We start from the raw sequence: 16,691 nt of genomic DNA, 5'->3' as shown, positions 1-16,691 counted from the left end.
ATCAAAGGTTTAGAGGATTTGACATGAGTAACGGTTTCATCGTCCAAATCATCGGCGCTGTGGTGGACATCGAGTTCCCGCAAGATGCCGTGCCCCAGGTGTACGATGCACTGAAGGTTGTCAGCGAAGGTCAAGGCCAGGGTCTGGTGCTGGAAGTTCAGCAACAGATCGGTGGCGGCGTCGTTCGTTGCATCACCATGGGCTCCTCCGACGGTCTGCGTCGTGGGTTGGAAGTAGTGAATAGCGGTAAATCCATCCAGGTGCCGGTCGGCGTATCGACTCTGGGTCGGATCATGAACGTACTGGGCGATCCGATCGACGAAAAAGGTCCGATCGGTGAAGAAGAGCGTTGGTCCATCCACCGCGCGGCTCCCAGCTACGAAGATCAGTCCAACAGCAACGACCTGCTGGAGACCGGTATCAAGGTTATCGACCTGGTATGCCCGTTCGCCAAGGGGGGTAAGGTTGGTCTGTTCGGTGGTGCCGGTGTAGGCAAGACCGTAAACATGATGGAGCTGATCCGTAACATCGCGATCGAACACAGCGGTTACTCCGTGTTCGCCGGTGTAGGTGAGCGTACCCGTGAGGGTAACGACTTCTACCACGAGATGATGGAGTCCAACGTACTGGACAAAGTATCTCTGGTTTACGGTCAGATGAACGAGCCGCCCGGAAACCGTCTGCGCGTGGCGCTGACCGGCCTGACCATGGCCGAGAAGTTCCGTGACGAAGGTCGTGACGTGCTGTTCTTCGTGGACAACATCTACCGTTACACCCTGGCCGGTACCGAAGTATCCGCACTGCTGGGCCGTATGCCCTCTGCAGTAGGTTACCAGCCGACCCTGGCCGAGGAGATGGGTGTTCTGCAGGAACGCATCACCTCCACCAAGACCGGTTCCATCACCTCCGTACAGGCCGTTTACGTGCCTGCGGATGACTTGACCGACCCGTCTCCGGCGACCACCTTCGCCCACCTGGATGCGACCGTGGTACTGTCCCGTCAGATCGCGGCACTGGGTATCTACCCGGCCGTTGACCCGCTGGACTCCACCTCCCGTCAGCTGGATCCGCTGGTGGTTGGCAAGGAGCACTACGAGACTGCTCGTGGCGTTCAGACCGTACTGCAGCGCTACAAAGAGCTGAAGGACATCATCGCCATCCTGGGTATGGATGAACTGTCAGAAGAAGACAAACTGACCGTAGCCCGTGCCCGTAAGATCGAGCGTTTCCTGTCCCAGCCGTTCTTCGTGGCCGAAGTGTTTACCGGTTCTCCGGGCAAATACGTGCCGCTGAAAGAGACCATCCGTGGTTTCCAGGGCATCCTGAAAGGCGAGTACGACGATCTGCCGGAGCAGGCGTTTTACATGGTTGGCAGCATCGACGAAGTTGTCGAGAAAGCCAAGAAACTGTAAGCCTCGATAGGAGGGCCCATGGCTGAGATGATCTCCTTTCACCTGGATGTGGTTAGCGCCGAAGGAAAACTGTTTTCCGGTCGCGTGCAGTCCGCTCAGGTATCAGGCTCCGAAGGTGAGCTGGGTCTCCGCCACGGTCATGCTCCGTTGCTGACTGCCATCAAGCCGGGCCTGGTCCGCTTGGTGAAGCAGAACGGAACTGAAGAGGTGCTGTACATCTCCGGCGGCATGCTGGAAGTGCAACCCGAAGCCGTGACCGTGCTGGCGGACACCGCGATTCGTGCCGACGATTTGGATGAGGCGAAAGCCCAGGAAGCCAAACGCGCGGCGGAAGAGCGGATCCACAGCTCCCATGGTGATATCGACTACGCCCAGGCTGCCACCGAGCTGGCCAAGGCGATGGCTCAACTGCGGGTCATCGATATCGTCAAAAAGAATTACCGTTAATAACGGTGAGGTAAAAAGCGACCTGCGGGTCGCTTTTTTTTTACTCGTTGGATAGACTCCGCCCAGCATTTCCACCTGTTTCAAAGGCTAGCTATGTCTCTCAATGTCGTGATCCTGGCTGCGGGTAAAGGCACCCGTATGCGTTCCTCCCTGCCCAAGGTACTGCACCCGGTCGCCAACAAGCCCATGGTCTCCCATGTGATCGATACTGCCCGCCAAGTGGGGGCCGAGCAGCTGCACCTGGTCTATGGCCACGGTGCCGAACTGCTGAAGGAGCGGATCCAGGCATCCGACCTGAACTGGGTGCTGCAGGCCCAGCAACTGGGTACCGGCCACGCCGTCGCCCAGGCCATCCCGTTCTGGAACGATGAAGACGACGTGCTGGTGCTGTACGGCGACACCCCGCTGATCCAGCCCGAGACCCTGCAGCGGCTGCTGGCCGCCAAGGCAAGCGATGGCATGGCGCTGCTGACCGTGGTGCTGGACAACCCGACCGGCTATGGCCGCATTGTGCGCAGCAATGGCCAGGTGGTCGGCATCGTCGAGCAGAAGGATGCCAACGCCGAACAGCTTGCCATCAGCGAAGTGAACACCGGCGTGCTGGTGGCCAACGGTGGCCAGCTGCGCAGCTGGCTCTCCCGTCTGGACAACAAGAATGCCCAAGGCGAGTTCTATCTGACCGACGTCATTGCCATGGCCCACGCCGACAACTGCCCCATCGCCGCGGTTCACCCGGACAGCGCCATGGAGGTTGAAGGGGCCAACAACCGGGTGCAGCTGGCCCAGCTCGAGCGCAGCTATCAGCAGATGCAGGCCGAGAAGCTGATGATCGCCGGTGCCACCCTGATCGACCCGGCCCGCTTCGATCTGCGTGGCACCCTGGAGATCGGGGAAGAGGTGGTGATCGACGTCAACGTCATCATTGAAGGCAAGGTAGTGCTGGGCAACCACGTCCTCATCGGGGCCGGCAGCGTGCTGAAGGATTGCGTGATCGGCGATCACACCGAGGTGAAACCCTACTCCGTCATCGAAGGCGCGCAAATCGCCGACCAGTGCTCGGTCGGTCCTTTTACTCGCCTGCGCCCGGGTGCCGTACTGGAGCAGGATGCCCACGTCGGCAATTTCGTCGAGATGAAGAAGGCACGCCTCGGGGTTGGCTCCAAGTGCGGTCATCTGACCTATCTGGGGGATGCCGAGGTGGGTGCCAAGGTGAACATCGGGGCCGGCACCATCACCTGCAACTACGACGGGGTGAACAAGTTCCAGACCATCATCGAGGATGACGTCTTCGTCGGCTCCGATACCCAGCTGGTGGCGCCGGTGCGGATCGGCAAGGGGGCGACCCTGGGGGCCGGCTCCACCATCACCAAGGACGTGGCCGAGAACGAGCTGGTGATCACCCGGGTGGCTCAGCGTCATATTCCGAACTGGCCTCGCCCGGTCAAGAAGAAGTGATGCCCGATCAATGAAATGCAAACCGGCGCCTGATGGCGCCGGTTTTGTTTTCAGCTCTCCTGCCCGCTGGCGGGGGGCGTCGGGGCGTTCCCCATCACCCGATACCAGTCCAGCTTGCGGGTCAGCACCATGATCAGCGCCAGGATGGCGAACAGCAGCAGGGCGCCGAGCAGCAGGGCTATCTCCTCGGCCTGCAGCAAGCCGAACAGGATGGCGTAGACCAGCCCCAGCAGGGCCGCGAAACCGAGCCCCTGTTTGGGGCCACCCAGCACATGGCTGAGGTAGAAGCCGTTGAGGGCCACGCTGGCCAGGGCGGCAATCAGATAGGCCCAGGCAAAGCCGAGGTGTTCGGTCAGTGCCAGCAGCACCAGATAGAAGATGGCCAGCCCCATGCCCACCAGCGCGTACTGGATCGGGTGCACCCGCAGCCCCTTGAGCAGCTCGAACATGAAAAAGCTGAGGAAGGTTAGGCCGATGAACAGCAGCGCATACTTGGCGGCCCGCTCGTTCTGCTGATAGTGATCCACCGGCTGCACCAGGCTGACGCTGAAGGCGGGCAGATCGCCGCTGGCACCCTTCATCATCCGGTTGAAACGGCTCTCCATGTCGGTGGCAAACCAGCTGCTCTGCCAGCTCGCCTCGAAACCGCTGGCGGTAAGGGTGCGGCTGCCCGGCAGAAAGTCGCCGATGAAGTTGGGGTGGGGCCAGTTGCTGGCGAGGTTGAGTCTGCTGTCCTGGCCAAGCGGCACCACTTCCAGCTGGTTCATCCCCTGCAGGTCCAGTTCGATGTGAAAAGCGCCACCCTCCCCCGGCAGGGCCGCGAGCGGCGCATGGATGCCGGCCAGTCCGTCACCCAGCAGGGCGCCGGGGGCGAATGGGATGCGCTGCTCACCCAGTTGCAGCTCGGGTACCCGGTTGATGCCGCGGGCATCGGACAGCACCAGGCTCAGATAGGGTTTGCCTGCCACCAGGGCGGGATCTGTCCCATCGACGGTCAGATCCGGTTCGCCGCTGATCAGGGTTTTACCGTTCAGTTCGGCAGGCAATCGCCCGGAGAGGGAGAGCCGGGTGTGATAGACCTGGGCCTGGTAGATGCCGAGCTTGCGCGGGGTCACCTCCATGCTGGCCTGTACGTCCAGCTGTTCCGGCAGCAGGTAGCGGTAGAGCTGCAGCTTGCGCTCGAAGCGCTTGCCATCCTGCTCCACCGTGATGGTGCGGGTATAAGGCTGCACCACGACCGGCCCCAGCAGCCGCTGCGGGCCGCTGCTGCTGGCCATGATGCTGTGGATGGCCTGGCTGCGATAGGCCTGGCGCTCCCGGTTCAGCTCCATGATGGATTGCACCGGCACCATCAGCAGCAGGCTGAGCAACAGCAGCAGAAAGATCTTGTGGCTGAATATCTGTTTGACCATGACACGTCTCCTTGTTGATGGAGCGAGTGTGGCTGGGTCGGGTGAAGGGGGGATGGGGCTGTGTGAAGCGGCGGTGAAGGGGGATAAAAAAACCGGCGCAGAGCGCCGGTCTCGGTGTCACAGGGTTTTCAGTTTGGCCGGCAGGGCGGCCAGCACCTCTTCCTTGGCCTTGAGGGAGGCGAACTGCTTGCCGGGTTTTTGCACCACGGTATGGACGAAGATGAGTTGCTTGCCCGCTTTGCTGGCCCAGCCGACGAACCAGCCGATCTGCTGATCCCGGTTGAGGCTGCCATCCAGCTTTTTCGGATAGCCCATGCCGGTCTTGCCGTGGATCTGCCAGCCGTCGATCTCGCTCACCTTAAGGATGTTGGCGGTGTACTGCAGGGTCTGCGCCGACACCGGCAGCTTGCCGCTCACCATCTTGCCGAGGAAGCGGGCCTGCTCCTCTGGACTGATGGCCAGGCTGGTGCTGAGCCAGGCCTGGGTCAGACCGTCGTGTTTGCCGGGGTTGCCGGAAAGATCCCGGTTGCCGTAGTCGAAACGATCGACGTACTGCTGGAAGCGATCCATCCCCAGCCATTCGGTGATCTGCTGGGAGAACCAGACCACCGAGTAGGTTTCCCAGCGGCGCGGAGTGGTGGTCTCCCGCCAGGCGGGCAGCCAGTCGTCGTAACCCGGTTTGAAGGGCAGCGCCGGGTGCTCTTCGTCTACCAGAAAGCCGCTGTCATAACCCATCAGCGCCAGCGGGATTTTGAAGGTGGACGCGGGTGGCAACTGGCTTGAACAATCCCCTTCGCTGGAGAGGGTCTGGCCGTTGCCGTCGGCATAGAGAAAGCAGCCGGTGGCGGCGCTGGTCGGCAGCGAAAACAGCAGGCCTGCGCCGAGCAGGCCGGATAACAGAAGGCGGGACATGGGGGCTCCTTGAGCACATAAAGTTCGCTGGGAAAACACCAGCATAGCGCCGCTTTATGTGCCCAGTGTGAAGTGTCAGCCCGCTGGCAACCAGAGCTCGGCCAGCACTCCGCCGTCAGCCTGGTTGGTGAGGGTCAGCCGGCCGCCGTGTTGGCGCGTCACCTCCATGGCGAAGCTGAGCCCGAGGCCGCTGCTCTTGCCCTTGTCGGGTCTGGGCAGGGAGTAGAAGCGCTCGAAGATGCGCGGCAGGGCATAGTCCGGAATACCAGGCCCCTGATCCCGCACCCGGAAGCAGTAACCCCCCTCCTCCATGGCGCCGCTCAGCCTGAGAGTGCTGCCGACGGGGGAGAAGTCGAGGGCGTTGTCCAGCAGGTTGCCGAGGGCCTGCTCCACCAGCAGGGGATCCCACTTCTGTTTCTGGGTTTCCCCCAGCTCGGCGTGCAGGGTGATCTGGCGGCGCTGGGCCAGGATCTGGCGGGCGTCGAGCGCCCGTCTGCCCAGCCTGGCCGGCTCGACCGCCTGTCTGTCCAGCCCCTGCCCCGACTCCAGTTTGGCCAGCTGCAGCATCCGCTCGATCAGCTGCTGCATGCGGGCCGTCTCCAGATTGATGTTGCCGATAAAACGAGTGGCGACGTCGGGTGGCGGCGCTTCGGTCAGTATTTCCCCTGCCCCGCGGATGGCGGCCAGCGGGCTCTTGAGCTCGTGGGTCAGGCTGTGCACATAGGCTTCGATGTAGGCCTTGCCGTCCAGCTGGCGGCGCATGGTCTCAAGGGAGCGGCCGAGCCGGTCCAGCTCCGGGCTGTAGAGGCGTGGCAGAGTGGCGGGCTGGCCCTGGCTGACCGCATCGGCATAGTGCACCAGCTTGCCGATGGCGCGGTTGAGCCACCACACCAGCAGGGCACCGATGAGCAGTGAGATGAACAGCAGCAAGGCAGCCCCCTGCAGCAGCTGGTGCTCGCTGCGTTCTATCATGGGCAGCAGGGTGCGGTTTGGTTTGGCGACGGTGAGGGAGCCGAGGATGTCGTCCCCCTCCCGCAGCGGGGCGGCGACGTGCATCACCGAGCTGGTGGGATCGTCGGGATCGCTGCGGGTGCTGCGGGCGCCGTATTCACCGCGCAGGGTCAGATAGACGTCGTTCCAGCGCGAGTAGTCCTTGCCCAGGTCCACCCCGTCCGAGTCGTAAACCACCTTGCCCCAGCGGTCGACCACATAGATGCGGTACTCCGCCTGCTGCTTGAGGTGGCCGTCGATGAGGGCGTTGATGGGGCTCTGGTTGAGGCGGGCGAAGGCGCTGGCCAGCCGGCCGTCGGCCATCTTCCCCTCCTGCAGGTCATCCAGCGCGAGCGGGGCCAGCATCTGGGCCATGTCCACCAGGGTATCTTCGGTGGCGCTGCGCACCCCGGGTTTGATCTCCTCGACGAAGATCTCCAGCACGAACCAGGCGGCCAGCGCAAAGATCAGCACCAGCCCGCACAGCAGTTGCAGTCCGATTCTCATGTCATCCCCCAGCCGTGACCCGGCAACCGTCTGTTCATGCCAGCTCCAGGCTGTAACCCAATCCGCGGTGAGTCAGGATCAGGTTGGCGTCCGGATCCCGCTCTCGCAGCTTGGCGCGGATGGTCTTGATGTGGGTGTCGACGGTGCGATCCAGGCTCTCTTCCGCCCCGCTCCACACCAGATCCATCAGCTGCTGGCGGGAGTAGACCCGGCCCGGCGTCAGCATCAGGGTCTTGAGCAGCAGGTACTCGTAGCGGGTGAGCGCCAGCGGCTGGCCGTGAAAGCTGATGCGGGCCCGCTCCTCGTCCAGGGTGAGGGTCTGGTTTGGCTGGGGGGCGGCTGGCTGGCTGCGGCGCAGGATAACCCGCACCCTGGCGCACACCTCGCGGGGCGAGAAGGGCTTGGCCACGTAGTCGTCGGCCCCAATCTCCAGCCCGATCAGCCGGTCTATCTCTTCGCTGCGGGCGGTGAGGAACATCAGGGGAACGTCGCAGCGGGCTCGTACCTCCTTGCACAGCTCGAAGCCGCTGATGTCCGGCAGACCCACATCCAGGATCAGGAAATCGGGGCGCGACTGGGCAAGTCGCGCCAGCAACGGCTGGCCGAGGGAAAACCACTCCACCTCGAAGCCATCGGTTTGCAGGGCATAGATCAGGGTGTCGGCGATGCTGGCTTCATCTTCTACCAGCCAGATGGTTCGTTTTTGCATGGCATCCTCGTCGCAAATCAGCCCCCATTCTGGCATCGAACCATAACGGATCCTATTTGCCGTTTGATTTTTCCAGAAAAGGCATTAATATTTCGACATTCTTTCGAATCGAAACTTTAAAATGACCAAACGTAATACTCAGCAGCGCCGTCACACCATCGTCAGCCTGGTGCAGGAGCAGGGTGAAGTGAGCGTCGATGCCCTGGCCAAGCACTTCTCCACCTCCGAGGTGACCATTCGCAAAGATCTGGCCGTGCTGGAGACCGGTGGCCTGTTGCTGCGTCGTTACGGTGGCGCCGTGCCCCTGCCCAGCGAGATGGTGGTGGACGGCAATCCAGAGCAAGTTTCGAAACGAAAGCTGGCTATCGCCAAGGCGGCGGCCGAACGGATCCGCGATCACAACCGCGTCATCATCGACAGCGGCACCACCACCAGCGCCATGATTCCGCTGCTCGGCAACAAGCGCGGTCTCATCGTGATGACCAACTCCCTCAATGTGGCCGGCGCCCTGCGCGAGCTGGAAAACGAGCCTACCCTGTTAATGACGGGAGGCACATGGGACCCCCACTCCGAATCCTTCCAGGGTCAGGTGGCGGAGCAGGTGCTGCGCTCCTATGACTTCGACCAGCTGTTCATCGGCGCCGACGGCATCGATCCGGAACGCGGTACCACCACCTTCAACGAGCTGGTGGGACTGTCCCGGGTGATGGCCGAGGTGTCGCGGGAGGTCATCGTCATGGTGGAGTCGGAAAAGATCGGCCGCAAGATCCCCAATCTCGAACTGCCCTGGTCCAGCATCCATACCCTGGTGACCGATGACGGGCTGGCCATCTCGGCCAGAGAACGAATTCAGGCCAAGGGGATCCAGCTGGTCTGCGCCCCCGTGGCAGTCTGACCTGAACAAATGATTATCCAACCGAATCAATAGCGTCTTAAGGAGAAGTGTATGTGTGGCATCGTCGGGGCCGTCGCCCAACGTGATGTGGCTGAAATTCTGGTAGAGGGTCTGCGCCGTCTGGAATACCGCGGCTACGACTCGGCCGGTGTGGCCGTGTTCAGCGCCAGTCAGCCGCTGCAGCGGGTGCGTCGCCTCGGCAAGGTGGCCGAGCTGGCCAAGGCGCTGGACGAGCAGTCCGTGCACGGCGGTACCGGCATTGCCCACACTCGCTGGGCCACTCACGGCGAACCGTCCGAGCGCAATGCCCACCCTCACGTCTCCGAGCATATCGTGGTGGTGCACAACGGCATCATCGAGAACCACGAAGAGCTGCGGGAAGAGTTGAAGGCGCTGGGCTATGTGTTCAGCTCCGACACCGACACCGAGGTGATCGCCCACCTGGTGCACCACGAGCTGAAATCCGCCCCCAGCCTGCTGGCTGCCATGCAGGTCGCGGTGAAGCAGCTGCGCGGCGCCTACGGCACCGTGGTGATGGACAGCCGTGACGACAGCCGCGTGGTGGTGGCCCGTTCCGGCTCCCCGCTGGTGATCGGCCGCGGCATCGGCGAGAACTTTATCGCTTCCGACCAGATGGCGCTGCTGCCGGTGACCCGTCGCTTCATCTTCTTGGAAGAGGGTGACGTGGCCGAAGTGACCCGTCGCGACGTGCACATCTTCGATACCCACGGCGAGGCCGTGGTGCGTGAAGAGCAGGAGTCCGAACTCTCCCACGACGCCGGTGACAAGGGCGAGTACCGCCACTACATGCTCAAAGAGATCCACGAGCAACCCAAGGCCATCACCAACACCCTGGAAGGGCGTCTGGGCGGTGATCACGTGGTGGTTGAGTCGTTCGGCAACGGTGCGCGCGCCATCTTCGACAAGGTCGATCACGTGCAGATCGTCGCCTGTGGCACCTCCTATCATTCCGGCATGGTGGCTCGCTACTGGTTCGAAGAGATCGCCGGCGTCTCCTGCGACGTGGAGATCGCCTCCGAATTCCGCTACCGCAAGTCGGTGGTGCGCCCCAACAGCCTGCTGGTGACCCTCTCCCAGAGCGGCGAGACCGCCGATACCCTGGCCGCCCTGCGCCTGGCCAAGGAGTCCGGCTACATGAGCTCGCTGGCCATCTGCAACGTGCCGGGCTCCTCCTTGGTGCGCGAATCGGATCTGGCCTTTATGACCCGAGCGGGGGCTGAAATTGGCGTGGCCTCTACCAAGGCGTTCACCACCCAGCTGGCCGGTCTGCTGATGCTGGTGGCCTCCATCGGTCGTTGCCGCGGCCACCTGAGCACCGCCGCCGAAGCTGAGCTGGTCAAGGCGCTGCAGGCCCTGCCGCTGCGCATCAAGGAGAGCCTGGCGCTGGCCAAGGATATCGAAGCCCTGGCCGAAGAGTTTGCCGACAAGCACCACAGCCTGTTCCTGGGTCGCGGCAGCCAGTACCCCATCGCCATGGAAGGGGCGCTCAAGCTGAAAGAGATCTCCTACATCCACGCCGAGGCCTATGCCGCCGGTGAGTTGAAGCACGGTCCGCTGGCGCTGATCGATGCCGAGATGCCCATCATAGTGGTGGCGCCGAACAACGATCTGCTGGAGAAGCTCAAGTCCAACGTGGAAGAGGTGCGTGCCCGTGGCGGTATCCTCTACGTCTTCGCCGATGCCGATACCGGCTTCAAGAGCGACGAGACCATGCGGGTGATGAGCCTGAACCACGTGGAAGAGGTGATCGCGCCGATCGTCTATACCGTGCCGCTGCAGCTGCTCTCCTACCATGTTGCCCTCATCAAGGGCACCGACGTGGATCAGCCGCGCAACCTGGCGAAATCCGTGACCGTGGAATAAGCCGTCGCCGGAAATGAAAAAAGAGCCGCATTGCGGCTCTTTTTTATTGGCTGTGCTGCCGGGCTGGCGTCACGACAACCGCAGGTTGGTGATAGTCACGTCGTCCAGCGAAGGTACTATGATGCCGCTGGAGATGCTCTTGGCGATCGCCTGGTTGCGGTTCTTCGAGTCGGTCTTGTTGGTGACCTGATTGAGGTGGAAGTTCACGGTCCGCTCGCTGATGCCGAGGATGGTGGCGATCTCCCAGGAGGTCTTGCCCTCGCTGGCCCAGAACAGGCACTCCTTCTCCCGATCGGACAGTTCGGTCAGATACTTCATCAGATCCGGCCTGCTCTTTATCAGCTGCAGCGCCGAGTTGAAGATGTAGCTGGCGCAGAACGACAGCAAGGGAACGTTTTCAAACATCAGATCGGAATTGGACTTCTCCTTGCTGATGAAGGAGAGGATGCCGTGTTCCCCCTGCGGCGTGTGCAGCGGGAAGGAGACGCCGTTTCTCACCCCGAAGTCGGCGGCCAGGTTCATCACCTCCCGGCTGGCGCTGGGCAGCCAGGGGGAGTCGCAGTCGAGCTTGTTCCAGAAGATGGGCTGGGTCTGTTTCAGCCCCAGGAAGACGACCGGATCCTGGGTCAGGTAGTGCCGCTCCGAATAGGCATCGAACCAGCTGGTGGGGCAGTTGTTGAACAACGCCACATGGGATTTCTGCATGCTGATGGGGAAAATAATCAGCAAACGAAAGTAATCAAAGCCCATCTGGTGACTGAAGCGCTCCAGCTGCTGCTGGATGTCGCTGGTCTTCTTGGCCTTGGTGAACCGATCGATATGTTCCCAGATCGCATCGTTGAACATGAACTTCTCCTTTTTCGATCTCTATCACATTGATCGAAAAGATATTTTTTATTTATTAATTTGGTGTTGTGACGAACAACGCCAGTGACTCCCGTGCTTGCTTAAAAATTATCCTGTTTTTTCAGCCGAAGGCCAACAAAATCATCTGATTGCCACTGACCCTCCACTCTGAGACAATGAGAATAGTTATCATTGTTAAGATTTATATCATGAACAAGTTTTGGGGTTTGGCCTTGTTGCCACTGTCAGTCCACTTCGCTGCCGGCGCCGACGAGCTGGTCGCGCCGGCACTGAAAAACAGCATAGCTGCCGGGAAAGCCTCCCAGCAGCGCGTGGAGAAAGCCGCCGATGCGGCCGTTGCCGCCAGGCTGGAGCTGCAGAATGCGCAGCTGCAACTGCGCGATCTGGAAGCCTACAACCGCTACATGCAGTCTCTGGTGGCCGATCAGCAAAATGAGCTGGGCAAGCTGAATCAGCAGCTGGAGGCGGTACAGGAGACCCGGCAGGGCCTGATCCCGCTGATGCTGCAGATGCAGGCCGAGCTGGAACAGCTGGTGGAGAGCGACATTCCGCTGCGCAAGGAAGATCGCCTGGCGCGGGTTGAACAGCTGAAAGCCACCCTGGCCCGAGCCGACGTGAGCGAGGCGGAGAAGTTCCGCCAGCTGCTGCAGGCCTACCAGATCGAAGCCGAATATGGCAGTCGGCTCGACAGCTATGCCGCCGAACTGGTGCTGGACGGCGCGCCGCGCCGGGTCGACGTGCTGGCGGTGGGTCGGGTCTCCCTGTTGGCGATGACCGCCGATCGTTCCCAGGCGTGGCGCTGGTCCGGGCAGAACAAGCAGTGGCAGCCCCTCGACAGCCAGTGGCTCTCCCCCGTCGCCGAGGCACTGGAGATGGCCGCCGACAAGAAGGTTCCCCAGTTGTTGAATGTCCCCCTTTCCGTCAGCCGTGGTCAGGAGGCCCAGTCATGAGCGTCACCATGAAGTGGTTCCCCCTCGCCCTCGCCCTCGCTCTGGGCACCACTGCCGCCGTGGCCGATGAAGCCTGGCAGCAGCAGGAACAGGCCCGTGAACAGCAGGCGCAGCAGGATCTGGCGTCCGTTTCCAAGGAGCTGAACAGTGCCCGCGCCAAGCTGGCCGAGGCCCAGCGCCTGAGCAAGGAGCTGGCCAGCCAGTTCGCTACCAATGAGAAGCAGCTGGTGGAGCTCAATGCCCAGTGGGAGCAGGCCTCCGGCGACATGAACGAGATCTTTGCGGTCACCCGTCAGGGGGCCAGCGATGCGGTCAAGCTGCTGAGTGAATCCGCGGTCGAAGGTCAGTACCCCGAGCGCCTCGCGCCGCTCAAGGCGATGGCACAGGAGAAGCAGGTACCGGATCGCGCCGCCCTCGCCCTGCTGCCTGCCACCTTGCTGCAGGAGATCCGCGAGTCGGGCCGGGTTGCCCAGTTCAACGGCAAGGTGCTGGATGCCCAGGGGGCGGCCAGCGAGCAATCGCTGACCCGGGTCGGCAGCTTCGCGCTGTTTGGCGAGCAGGGGTTCCTGCAACCCACTGCCGAAGGCCTGAGCCCGGTGCTGGGCCTGCCCGGCAACGTGCTCTCCGCCGCGGCCGCCTATCAAGGCCAGGAAGGAGAAACGCTGCCGCTGGATCCCTCCCACGGCACCCTGCTGGCAATGCTGGCGCAAGCCCCTACCTTCTGGCAGCAAGTCCAGCAGGGCGGCCAGGTCGGCGCCATCATAGTGCTGCTGGCCGCCATCGGCCTGGGGATCGCCGGGGTGCGGCTGTGGAGCCTTTCCCGCGAACTGGGTCGGGTTCGTCGCCAGCTCAAGAGCGGTGAATATCATGCCGACAACGCCCTCGGCCGGGTGCTGACGGTGGCTGACAAGCATCCCGAGCTGAGCATGGAGACCCTCGAACTGCGTCTCGACGAGGCGATCCTGCAGGAGACCCCCCGCATGGAGCGCGGCATCGGCATGGTCAAGGTGATCGCGGCCATTGCCCCCATGCTGGGGCTGCTCGGTACCGTGACCGGGATGATCGGCACCTTCCAGGCCATCACCCAGTTCGGCACCGGCGATCCCAAGATCATGGCGGGCGGCATCTCCATGGCGCTGGTCACCACGGTACAGGGTCTGGTGGCGGCCATTCCGCTGATCCTGGCCCACAGCCTGCTGCAATCCCGCTTCACCGAGCTCTCCAACGTGCTGGAGCAGCAGGTGGCCGGCATTCTGGCCGAGCGGGCCGAAAGCAACCGTGACGGGATGGAGCGGGCGGCATGATGCTCGACATCTGGCAACAGCTGCAGAGCTTCATGGGTCGTGGCGGCCCGGTGCTCTGGGTCATTCTGGCCCTGCTGGTGCTGATGTGGATTCTGATGATCGAGCGGCTGCTCTACCTCAACCTGGGGTTTGCCCCGCTGCAGCGCCAGCTGCTCGGCCGCTGGCAGGCCCGCAGCGAGCGCCACAGCTGGCACGCTCGGGCGATTCGCGGGCGCTGGCTGGCCGAGGCCGAGCTTGAGCTCAACCGTCATCTGATCTTCATCCGCACCCTGGTCGTGCTCTGCCCCATGCTGGGGCTGCTGGGTACCGTGACCGGCATGATAGGCGTATTCGATGCGTTGGCCGCGGCCAACCGCTTTAACCCGGAGAGCATGGCGGGCGGGATCTCCCGTGCCACCATCCCCACCATGGCTGGCATGGTGGTCGCGCTCTCCGGCGTGTTGTTACTCAGCCGGCTCGAGAGCCAGGCCAAGCGTGCGCTGGCCAAGACCCGGGACGGCCTGCGAGAAGAGAAGGTAATGCAATGAGACGGCAATCCAAACGCCAGCGCGACGAAGTGCAGATCGACATGACCCCCATGCTGGATATCGTATTCATCATGCTGATCTTCTTTATTGTCACCACCTCCTTCGTGCGCGAAGCCGGGCTCGAGGTGCACAGGCCCCAGGCCAGCCAGGCCAAGGCGCAGAAGTCCTCCAGCATCATGCTGGCGATCGGCCCTCAGGGGCAGATATTCCTCGACCGCAAGCAGATCGACGTGGAGCGAGTGCAGGCCAGCGTCGCCCGCCTGCTGGCGGAACAGCCCGATGCCAGCCTGGTGATCCAGGCCGACGAGCGGGTACCCCACGGCAAGGTGGTGCGGGTGATGGATGAGGCCAAGGCGGCAGGCATCGCCAACATCGCCGTGGCGGTGGCACCGAAATGAAATACAAGCTGATGAGCCTGGGACTGGGAATTGCCCTCAGTCTGGGGATCCTGCTGTTCATGGCCACCCTGGTGGAGCCGCCCAGAGGGGAGAAGGCGAGCGCCGAGCAGAAGTCCATCGTCATCAACATGCAGAACGAGGTGACCGAGGTGCAGGTGCGTGAGCGCCCGGTACCCCAGGAGCCGGAACCCCTGCCGGAGCCGCCTGCCGCGCTGGCCTCGACGCCGCTGCCTATGCCTGCGGCGGCCCCGCTGCCCTCGGTGCAGCCGAGCCTGGATCTGGTCTCCAGCCTCAGCGCGGTGCAGGTCTATGCCCCTGGCGTTGCAACCAGCCCCAACCCGGTCGCGAGCGGCAACTTCCATGGCCAGCAGCAAGGTGCCGGGATCGGCGCCGGTGACATGCTGATGCCGTTGCAACGGATCGAGCCTGTCTATCCCTATCGGGCCCAGCAGGCCGGCATCGAAGGGTCGGTGACCCTGCGTTTCAGCGTCGATGCCGACGGTCGGGTACAGGATGTGGAAGTGGTCGAGGCCAAGCCGAAGCGTCAGTTCGAGCGGGCGGCCATTCAGGCGATCAACAAGTGGCGCTATCAACCGAGACCCGGCGCCACCGACAAGCTGGTGCAAGTCATCACGCTCAAATTCAAACTGGAGTCATAACTATGTTGCGGATCTGGATCTGTGTGCTGGCCCTGGTCAGCCAAGCCTGTCTGGCGATGGAGGTGAGCCCTCTTTTCTCCCGCCAGCTGGAGCCCGTGATGAAGCTCTATCAGTCCGGCCAGTGGCAACAGGCCCAGAGCAAGGCATCCGGCCTCAAACCAAATAGCGAGGCTGAGCGCGCTTGGCTGGCCCAGTTGCAGGCGTCCCTGGCCGCCAACCTGCAGCAGACCGCGCAGGCCAGCCGTTACGTGGAGCAGGCGCTGGCCTATAAAGAGTGGCCCGAGCAGCAACAGCTGCAACTGCTGCGGCTGCGCGGCGACATCCAGGCCCAGCAGTCCAACTGGACCGGCGCCATTGCCAGCTACAAGGCCGCGTTGGCCATCAAGGCTGATGATGCTTTGCGCCTGCGTCTGGCCGGCCTCTATTACCACAACAAGCAGTACGGTGAGGCGGCCAGCCAGAGTGAACAGCTGTTGAAGAAGAGCTGGCAGAAGCAGGCAGCCATCATCCGCCTCTCCGCTCTCACCGCGCTGCAGCGCTACACTGTGGCCGCCGATCAGGCCGAAGAGCTGATCCGTCACGAGCCGACAGAGAGCAAGTGGTGGCAACAGGCGGTGTCCCTCAACCTCTCCGCCAAGCGCGGCGATCAGGCGCTGGCTCTGCTGCAAACCGCCATCGACCGTCAGCTGATGGATGATGCCGCCGCCCGTAACCAGCTGATCCGCCTGTATGCCTGGCAGGGGCTGCCCTATCGCGGCGCCCGCCTGCTGGAAGCTGCCATGGTGAAGGGACAGATGAAGCAAAGCGCTGAGAACCGTCAACTGCTGGCCCAGTTGTGGGAAGGGGCGCGCGAGTGGCCGAAGGCTGTCGACAGCTGGCAACTGCTCGCCCGTGAGCATGCTCATCCCAAGGCGGCCATGCGCGCCGCCGAGCTGCTGTTGCAACAAGGCAAAACAGATGCCGCCATGACTCAGCTCGCGGCCATCAAGTCGGTGAAAGGGGAGCAAGGCAACAGGGCCAAGGCTCTGCTGGTGCAAGCACACCTTAATAAGGAGCAGTATGCCGAGGCGCTGGTGCTGGCCCGTGAGCTGCAGCAGCAGGGCAACTGGCAGCAGCGGGCGACCAGCTGGGTCAACTATATCCAGGCTCAAAGCGAAGAGTTGAGCAAAAAAGCGGCGTGAAACCGGGTGGAAACCTGTGATTAGAGGGTTTTAGTCTGCTTTTTCAGCAAACGAACGCATTTTTGCAAAAATCCCTTGTCATCGCGGCGCGCCTCCCTATAATGCGCCCTCACCAGCACGGCAGAACACGCCAACCTGATGAGCTCGCTTCCTCGTGAAGCCAGCGCCGAAAGAAAAGCGAA

The 16,691-nt window shown here is 62.6% G+C and carries 16 protein-coding genes; 11 read left to right on the top strand and 5 right to left on the bottom strand.

Annotated elements, in window-relative coordinates; genetic code table 11:
* Positions 1-23: 23 nt before the first annotated feature.
* The 3 genes from atpD (at position 24) to glmU (ending at position 3,314) form a co-directional block, all read left to right on the top strand.
* Entirely contained in the window at positions 24-1,412 is a 1,389-nt protein-coding gene (gene atpD / locus AB5Y98_RS11875; RefSeq protein ID WP_005307215.1) for a F0F1 ATP synthase subunit beta, read from the top strand.
* Positions 1,413-1,430: 18 nt separating this feature from the next.
* Positions 1,431-1,859, top strand: coding sequence for a F0F1 ATP synthase subunit epsilon (locus AB5Y98_RS11870; protein WP_005307217.1), 429 nt, complete (start codon positions 1,431-1,433; stop codon positions 1,857-1,859).
* Positions 1,860-1,952: 93 nt separating this feature from the next.
* Positions 1,953-3,314, top strand: coding sequence for a bifunctional UDP-N-acetylglucosamine diphosphorylase/glucosamine-1-phosphate N-acetyltransferase GlmU (gene glmU / locus AB5Y98_RS11865; RefSeq protein ID WP_368231961.1), 1,362 nt, complete (start codon positions 1,953-1,955; stop codon positions 3,312-3,314).
* A gap of 50 nt (positions 3,315-3,364) precedes the next feature.
* Here the strand turns inward: glmU and creD are convergent, their stop codons facing one another.
* From creD to blrA, 4 genes are all read right to left on the bottom strand, one after another.
* Positions 3,365-4,726 carry a cell envelope integrity protein CreD gene (gene creD / locus AB5Y98_RS11860; RefSeq protein ID WP_368231960.1) on the bottom strand — a complete coding sequence of 454 codons (1,362 nt, stop codon included), beginning with the start codon at positions 4,724-4,726 and terminating at the stop codon, positions 3,365-3,367.
* Positions 4,727-4,843: 117 nt separating this feature from the next.
* Complete coding sequence (blaOXA, locus tag AB5Y98_RS11855) at positions 4,844-5,638, bottom strand: OXA-12 family class D beta-lactamase (RefSeq protein WP_368231959.1); 795 nt, start codon at positions 5,636-5,638, stop codon at positions 4,844-4,846.
* Positions 5,639-5,713: 75 nt separating this feature from the next.
* Positions 5,714-7,135, bottom strand: coding sequence for a beta-lactam sensor histidine kinase BlrB (gene blrB, locus AB5Y98_RS11850; protein WP_368231958.1), 1,422 nt, complete (start codon positions 7,133-7,135; stop codon positions 5,714-5,716).
* A gap of 34 nt (positions 7,136-7,169) precedes the next feature.
* A complete protein-coding gene (gene blrA, locus AB5Y98_RS11845; protein ID WP_368231957.1) occupies positions 7,170-7,844 on the bottom strand; it encodes a beta-lactam response regulator transcription factor BlrA in 675 nt (224 codons plus the stop codon).
* A 121-nt stretch (positions 7,845-7,965) separates the two neighbouring features.
* Here blrA and AB5Y98_RS11840 point away from each other — a divergent pair, with 121 nt between their 5' ends.
* Together AB5Y98_RS11840 and glmS are read left to right on the top strand one after the other, a co-directional pair.
* A complete protein-coding gene (locus AB5Y98_RS11840) occupies positions 7,966-8,739 on the top strand; it encodes a DeoR/GlpR family DNA-binding transcription regulator (protein ID WP_368231956.1) in 774 nt (257 codons plus the stop codon).
* 51 nt (positions 8,740-8,790) lie between these two features.
* Positions 8,791-10,623, top strand: coding sequence for a glutamine--fructose-6-phosphate transaminase (isomerizing) (gene glmS / locus AB5Y98_RS11835; protein WP_017785154.1), 1,833 nt, complete (start codon positions 8,791-8,793; stop codon positions 10,621-10,623).
* A 69-nt stretch (positions 10,624-10,692) separates the two neighbouring features.
* On the opposite strand, the gene AB5Y98_RS11830 is transcribed toward glmS, so the two are convergent.
* Positions 10,693-11,469, bottom strand: a complete 777-nt coding sequence (locus AB5Y98_RS11830; RefSeq protein ID WP_016352388.1) for a LuxR family transcriptional regulator — start codon at positions 11,467-11,469, stop codon at positions 10,693-10,695.
* 209 nt (positions 11,470-11,678) lie between these two features.
* Here AB5Y98_RS11830 and AB5Y98_RS11825 point away from each other — a divergent pair, with 209 nt between their 5' ends.
* The 6 genes from AB5Y98_RS11825 to AB5Y98_RS11800 are packed head-to-tail and all read left to right on the top strand — an operon-like array spanning position 11,679 to position 16,509.
* Positions 11,679-12,440 (top strand): DUF3450 domain-containing protein, encoded by a 762-nt coding sequence (locus tag AB5Y98_RS11825; protein WP_201971875.1) that lies wholly within the window; start codon positions 11,679-11,681, stop codon positions 12,438-12,440.
* Positions 12,437-13,744, top strand: coding sequence for a MotA/TolQ/ExbB proton channel family protein (locus AB5Y98_RS11820; protein ID WP_368231955.1), 1,308 nt, complete (start codon positions 12,437-12,439; stop codon positions 13,742-13,744). The genes AB5Y98_RS11825 and AB5Y98_RS11820 overlap by 4 nt, the downstream gene beginning before the upstream one ends.
* The gene (locus AB5Y98_RS11815) at positions 13,741-14,271 is read left to right on the top strand and encodes a MotA/TolQ/ExbB proton channel family protein (RefSeq protein WP_005307253.1); all 531 of its coding nucleotides are present in this window, start codon (positions 13,741-13,743) and stop codon (positions 14,269-14,271) included. The genes AB5Y98_RS11820 and AB5Y98_RS11815 overlap by 4 nt, the downstream gene beginning before the upstream one ends.
* Positions 14,268-14,669 (top strand): biopolymer transporter ExbD, encoded by a 402-nt coding sequence (locus AB5Y98_RS11810; RefSeq protein WP_010635580.1) that lies wholly within the window; start codon positions 14,268-14,270, stop codon positions 14,667-14,669. The genes AB5Y98_RS11815 and AB5Y98_RS11810 overlap by 4 nt, the downstream gene beginning before the upstream one ends.
* Positions 14,666-15,328, top strand: a complete 663-nt coding sequence (locus AB5Y98_RS11805) for an energy transducer TonB (RefSeq protein ID WP_017766612.1) — start codon at positions 14,666-14,668, stop codon at positions 15,326-15,328. The genes AB5Y98_RS11810 and AB5Y98_RS11805 overlap by 4 nt, the downstream gene beginning before the upstream one ends.
* A gap of 2 nt (positions 15,329-15,330) precedes the next feature.
* Positions 15,331-16,509 carry a hypothetical protein gene (locus AB5Y98_RS11800; protein ID WP_368231954.1) on the top strand — a complete coding sequence of 393 codons (1,179 nt, stop codon included), beginning with the start codon at positions 15,331-15,333 and terminating at the stop codon, positions 16,507-16,509.
* Positions 16,510-16,691 lie beyond the last annotated feature (182 nt).

Source organism: Aeromonas sp. s3, assembly GCF_040907805.1.
Lineage (GTDB): Bacteria > Pseudomonadota > Gammaproteobacteria > Enterobacterales > Aeromonadaceae > Aeromonas > Aeromonas dhakensis.
Note: the sequence above shows the minus strand (reverse complement) of the source record. Positions and strands in the feature narration are given on the sequence as shown.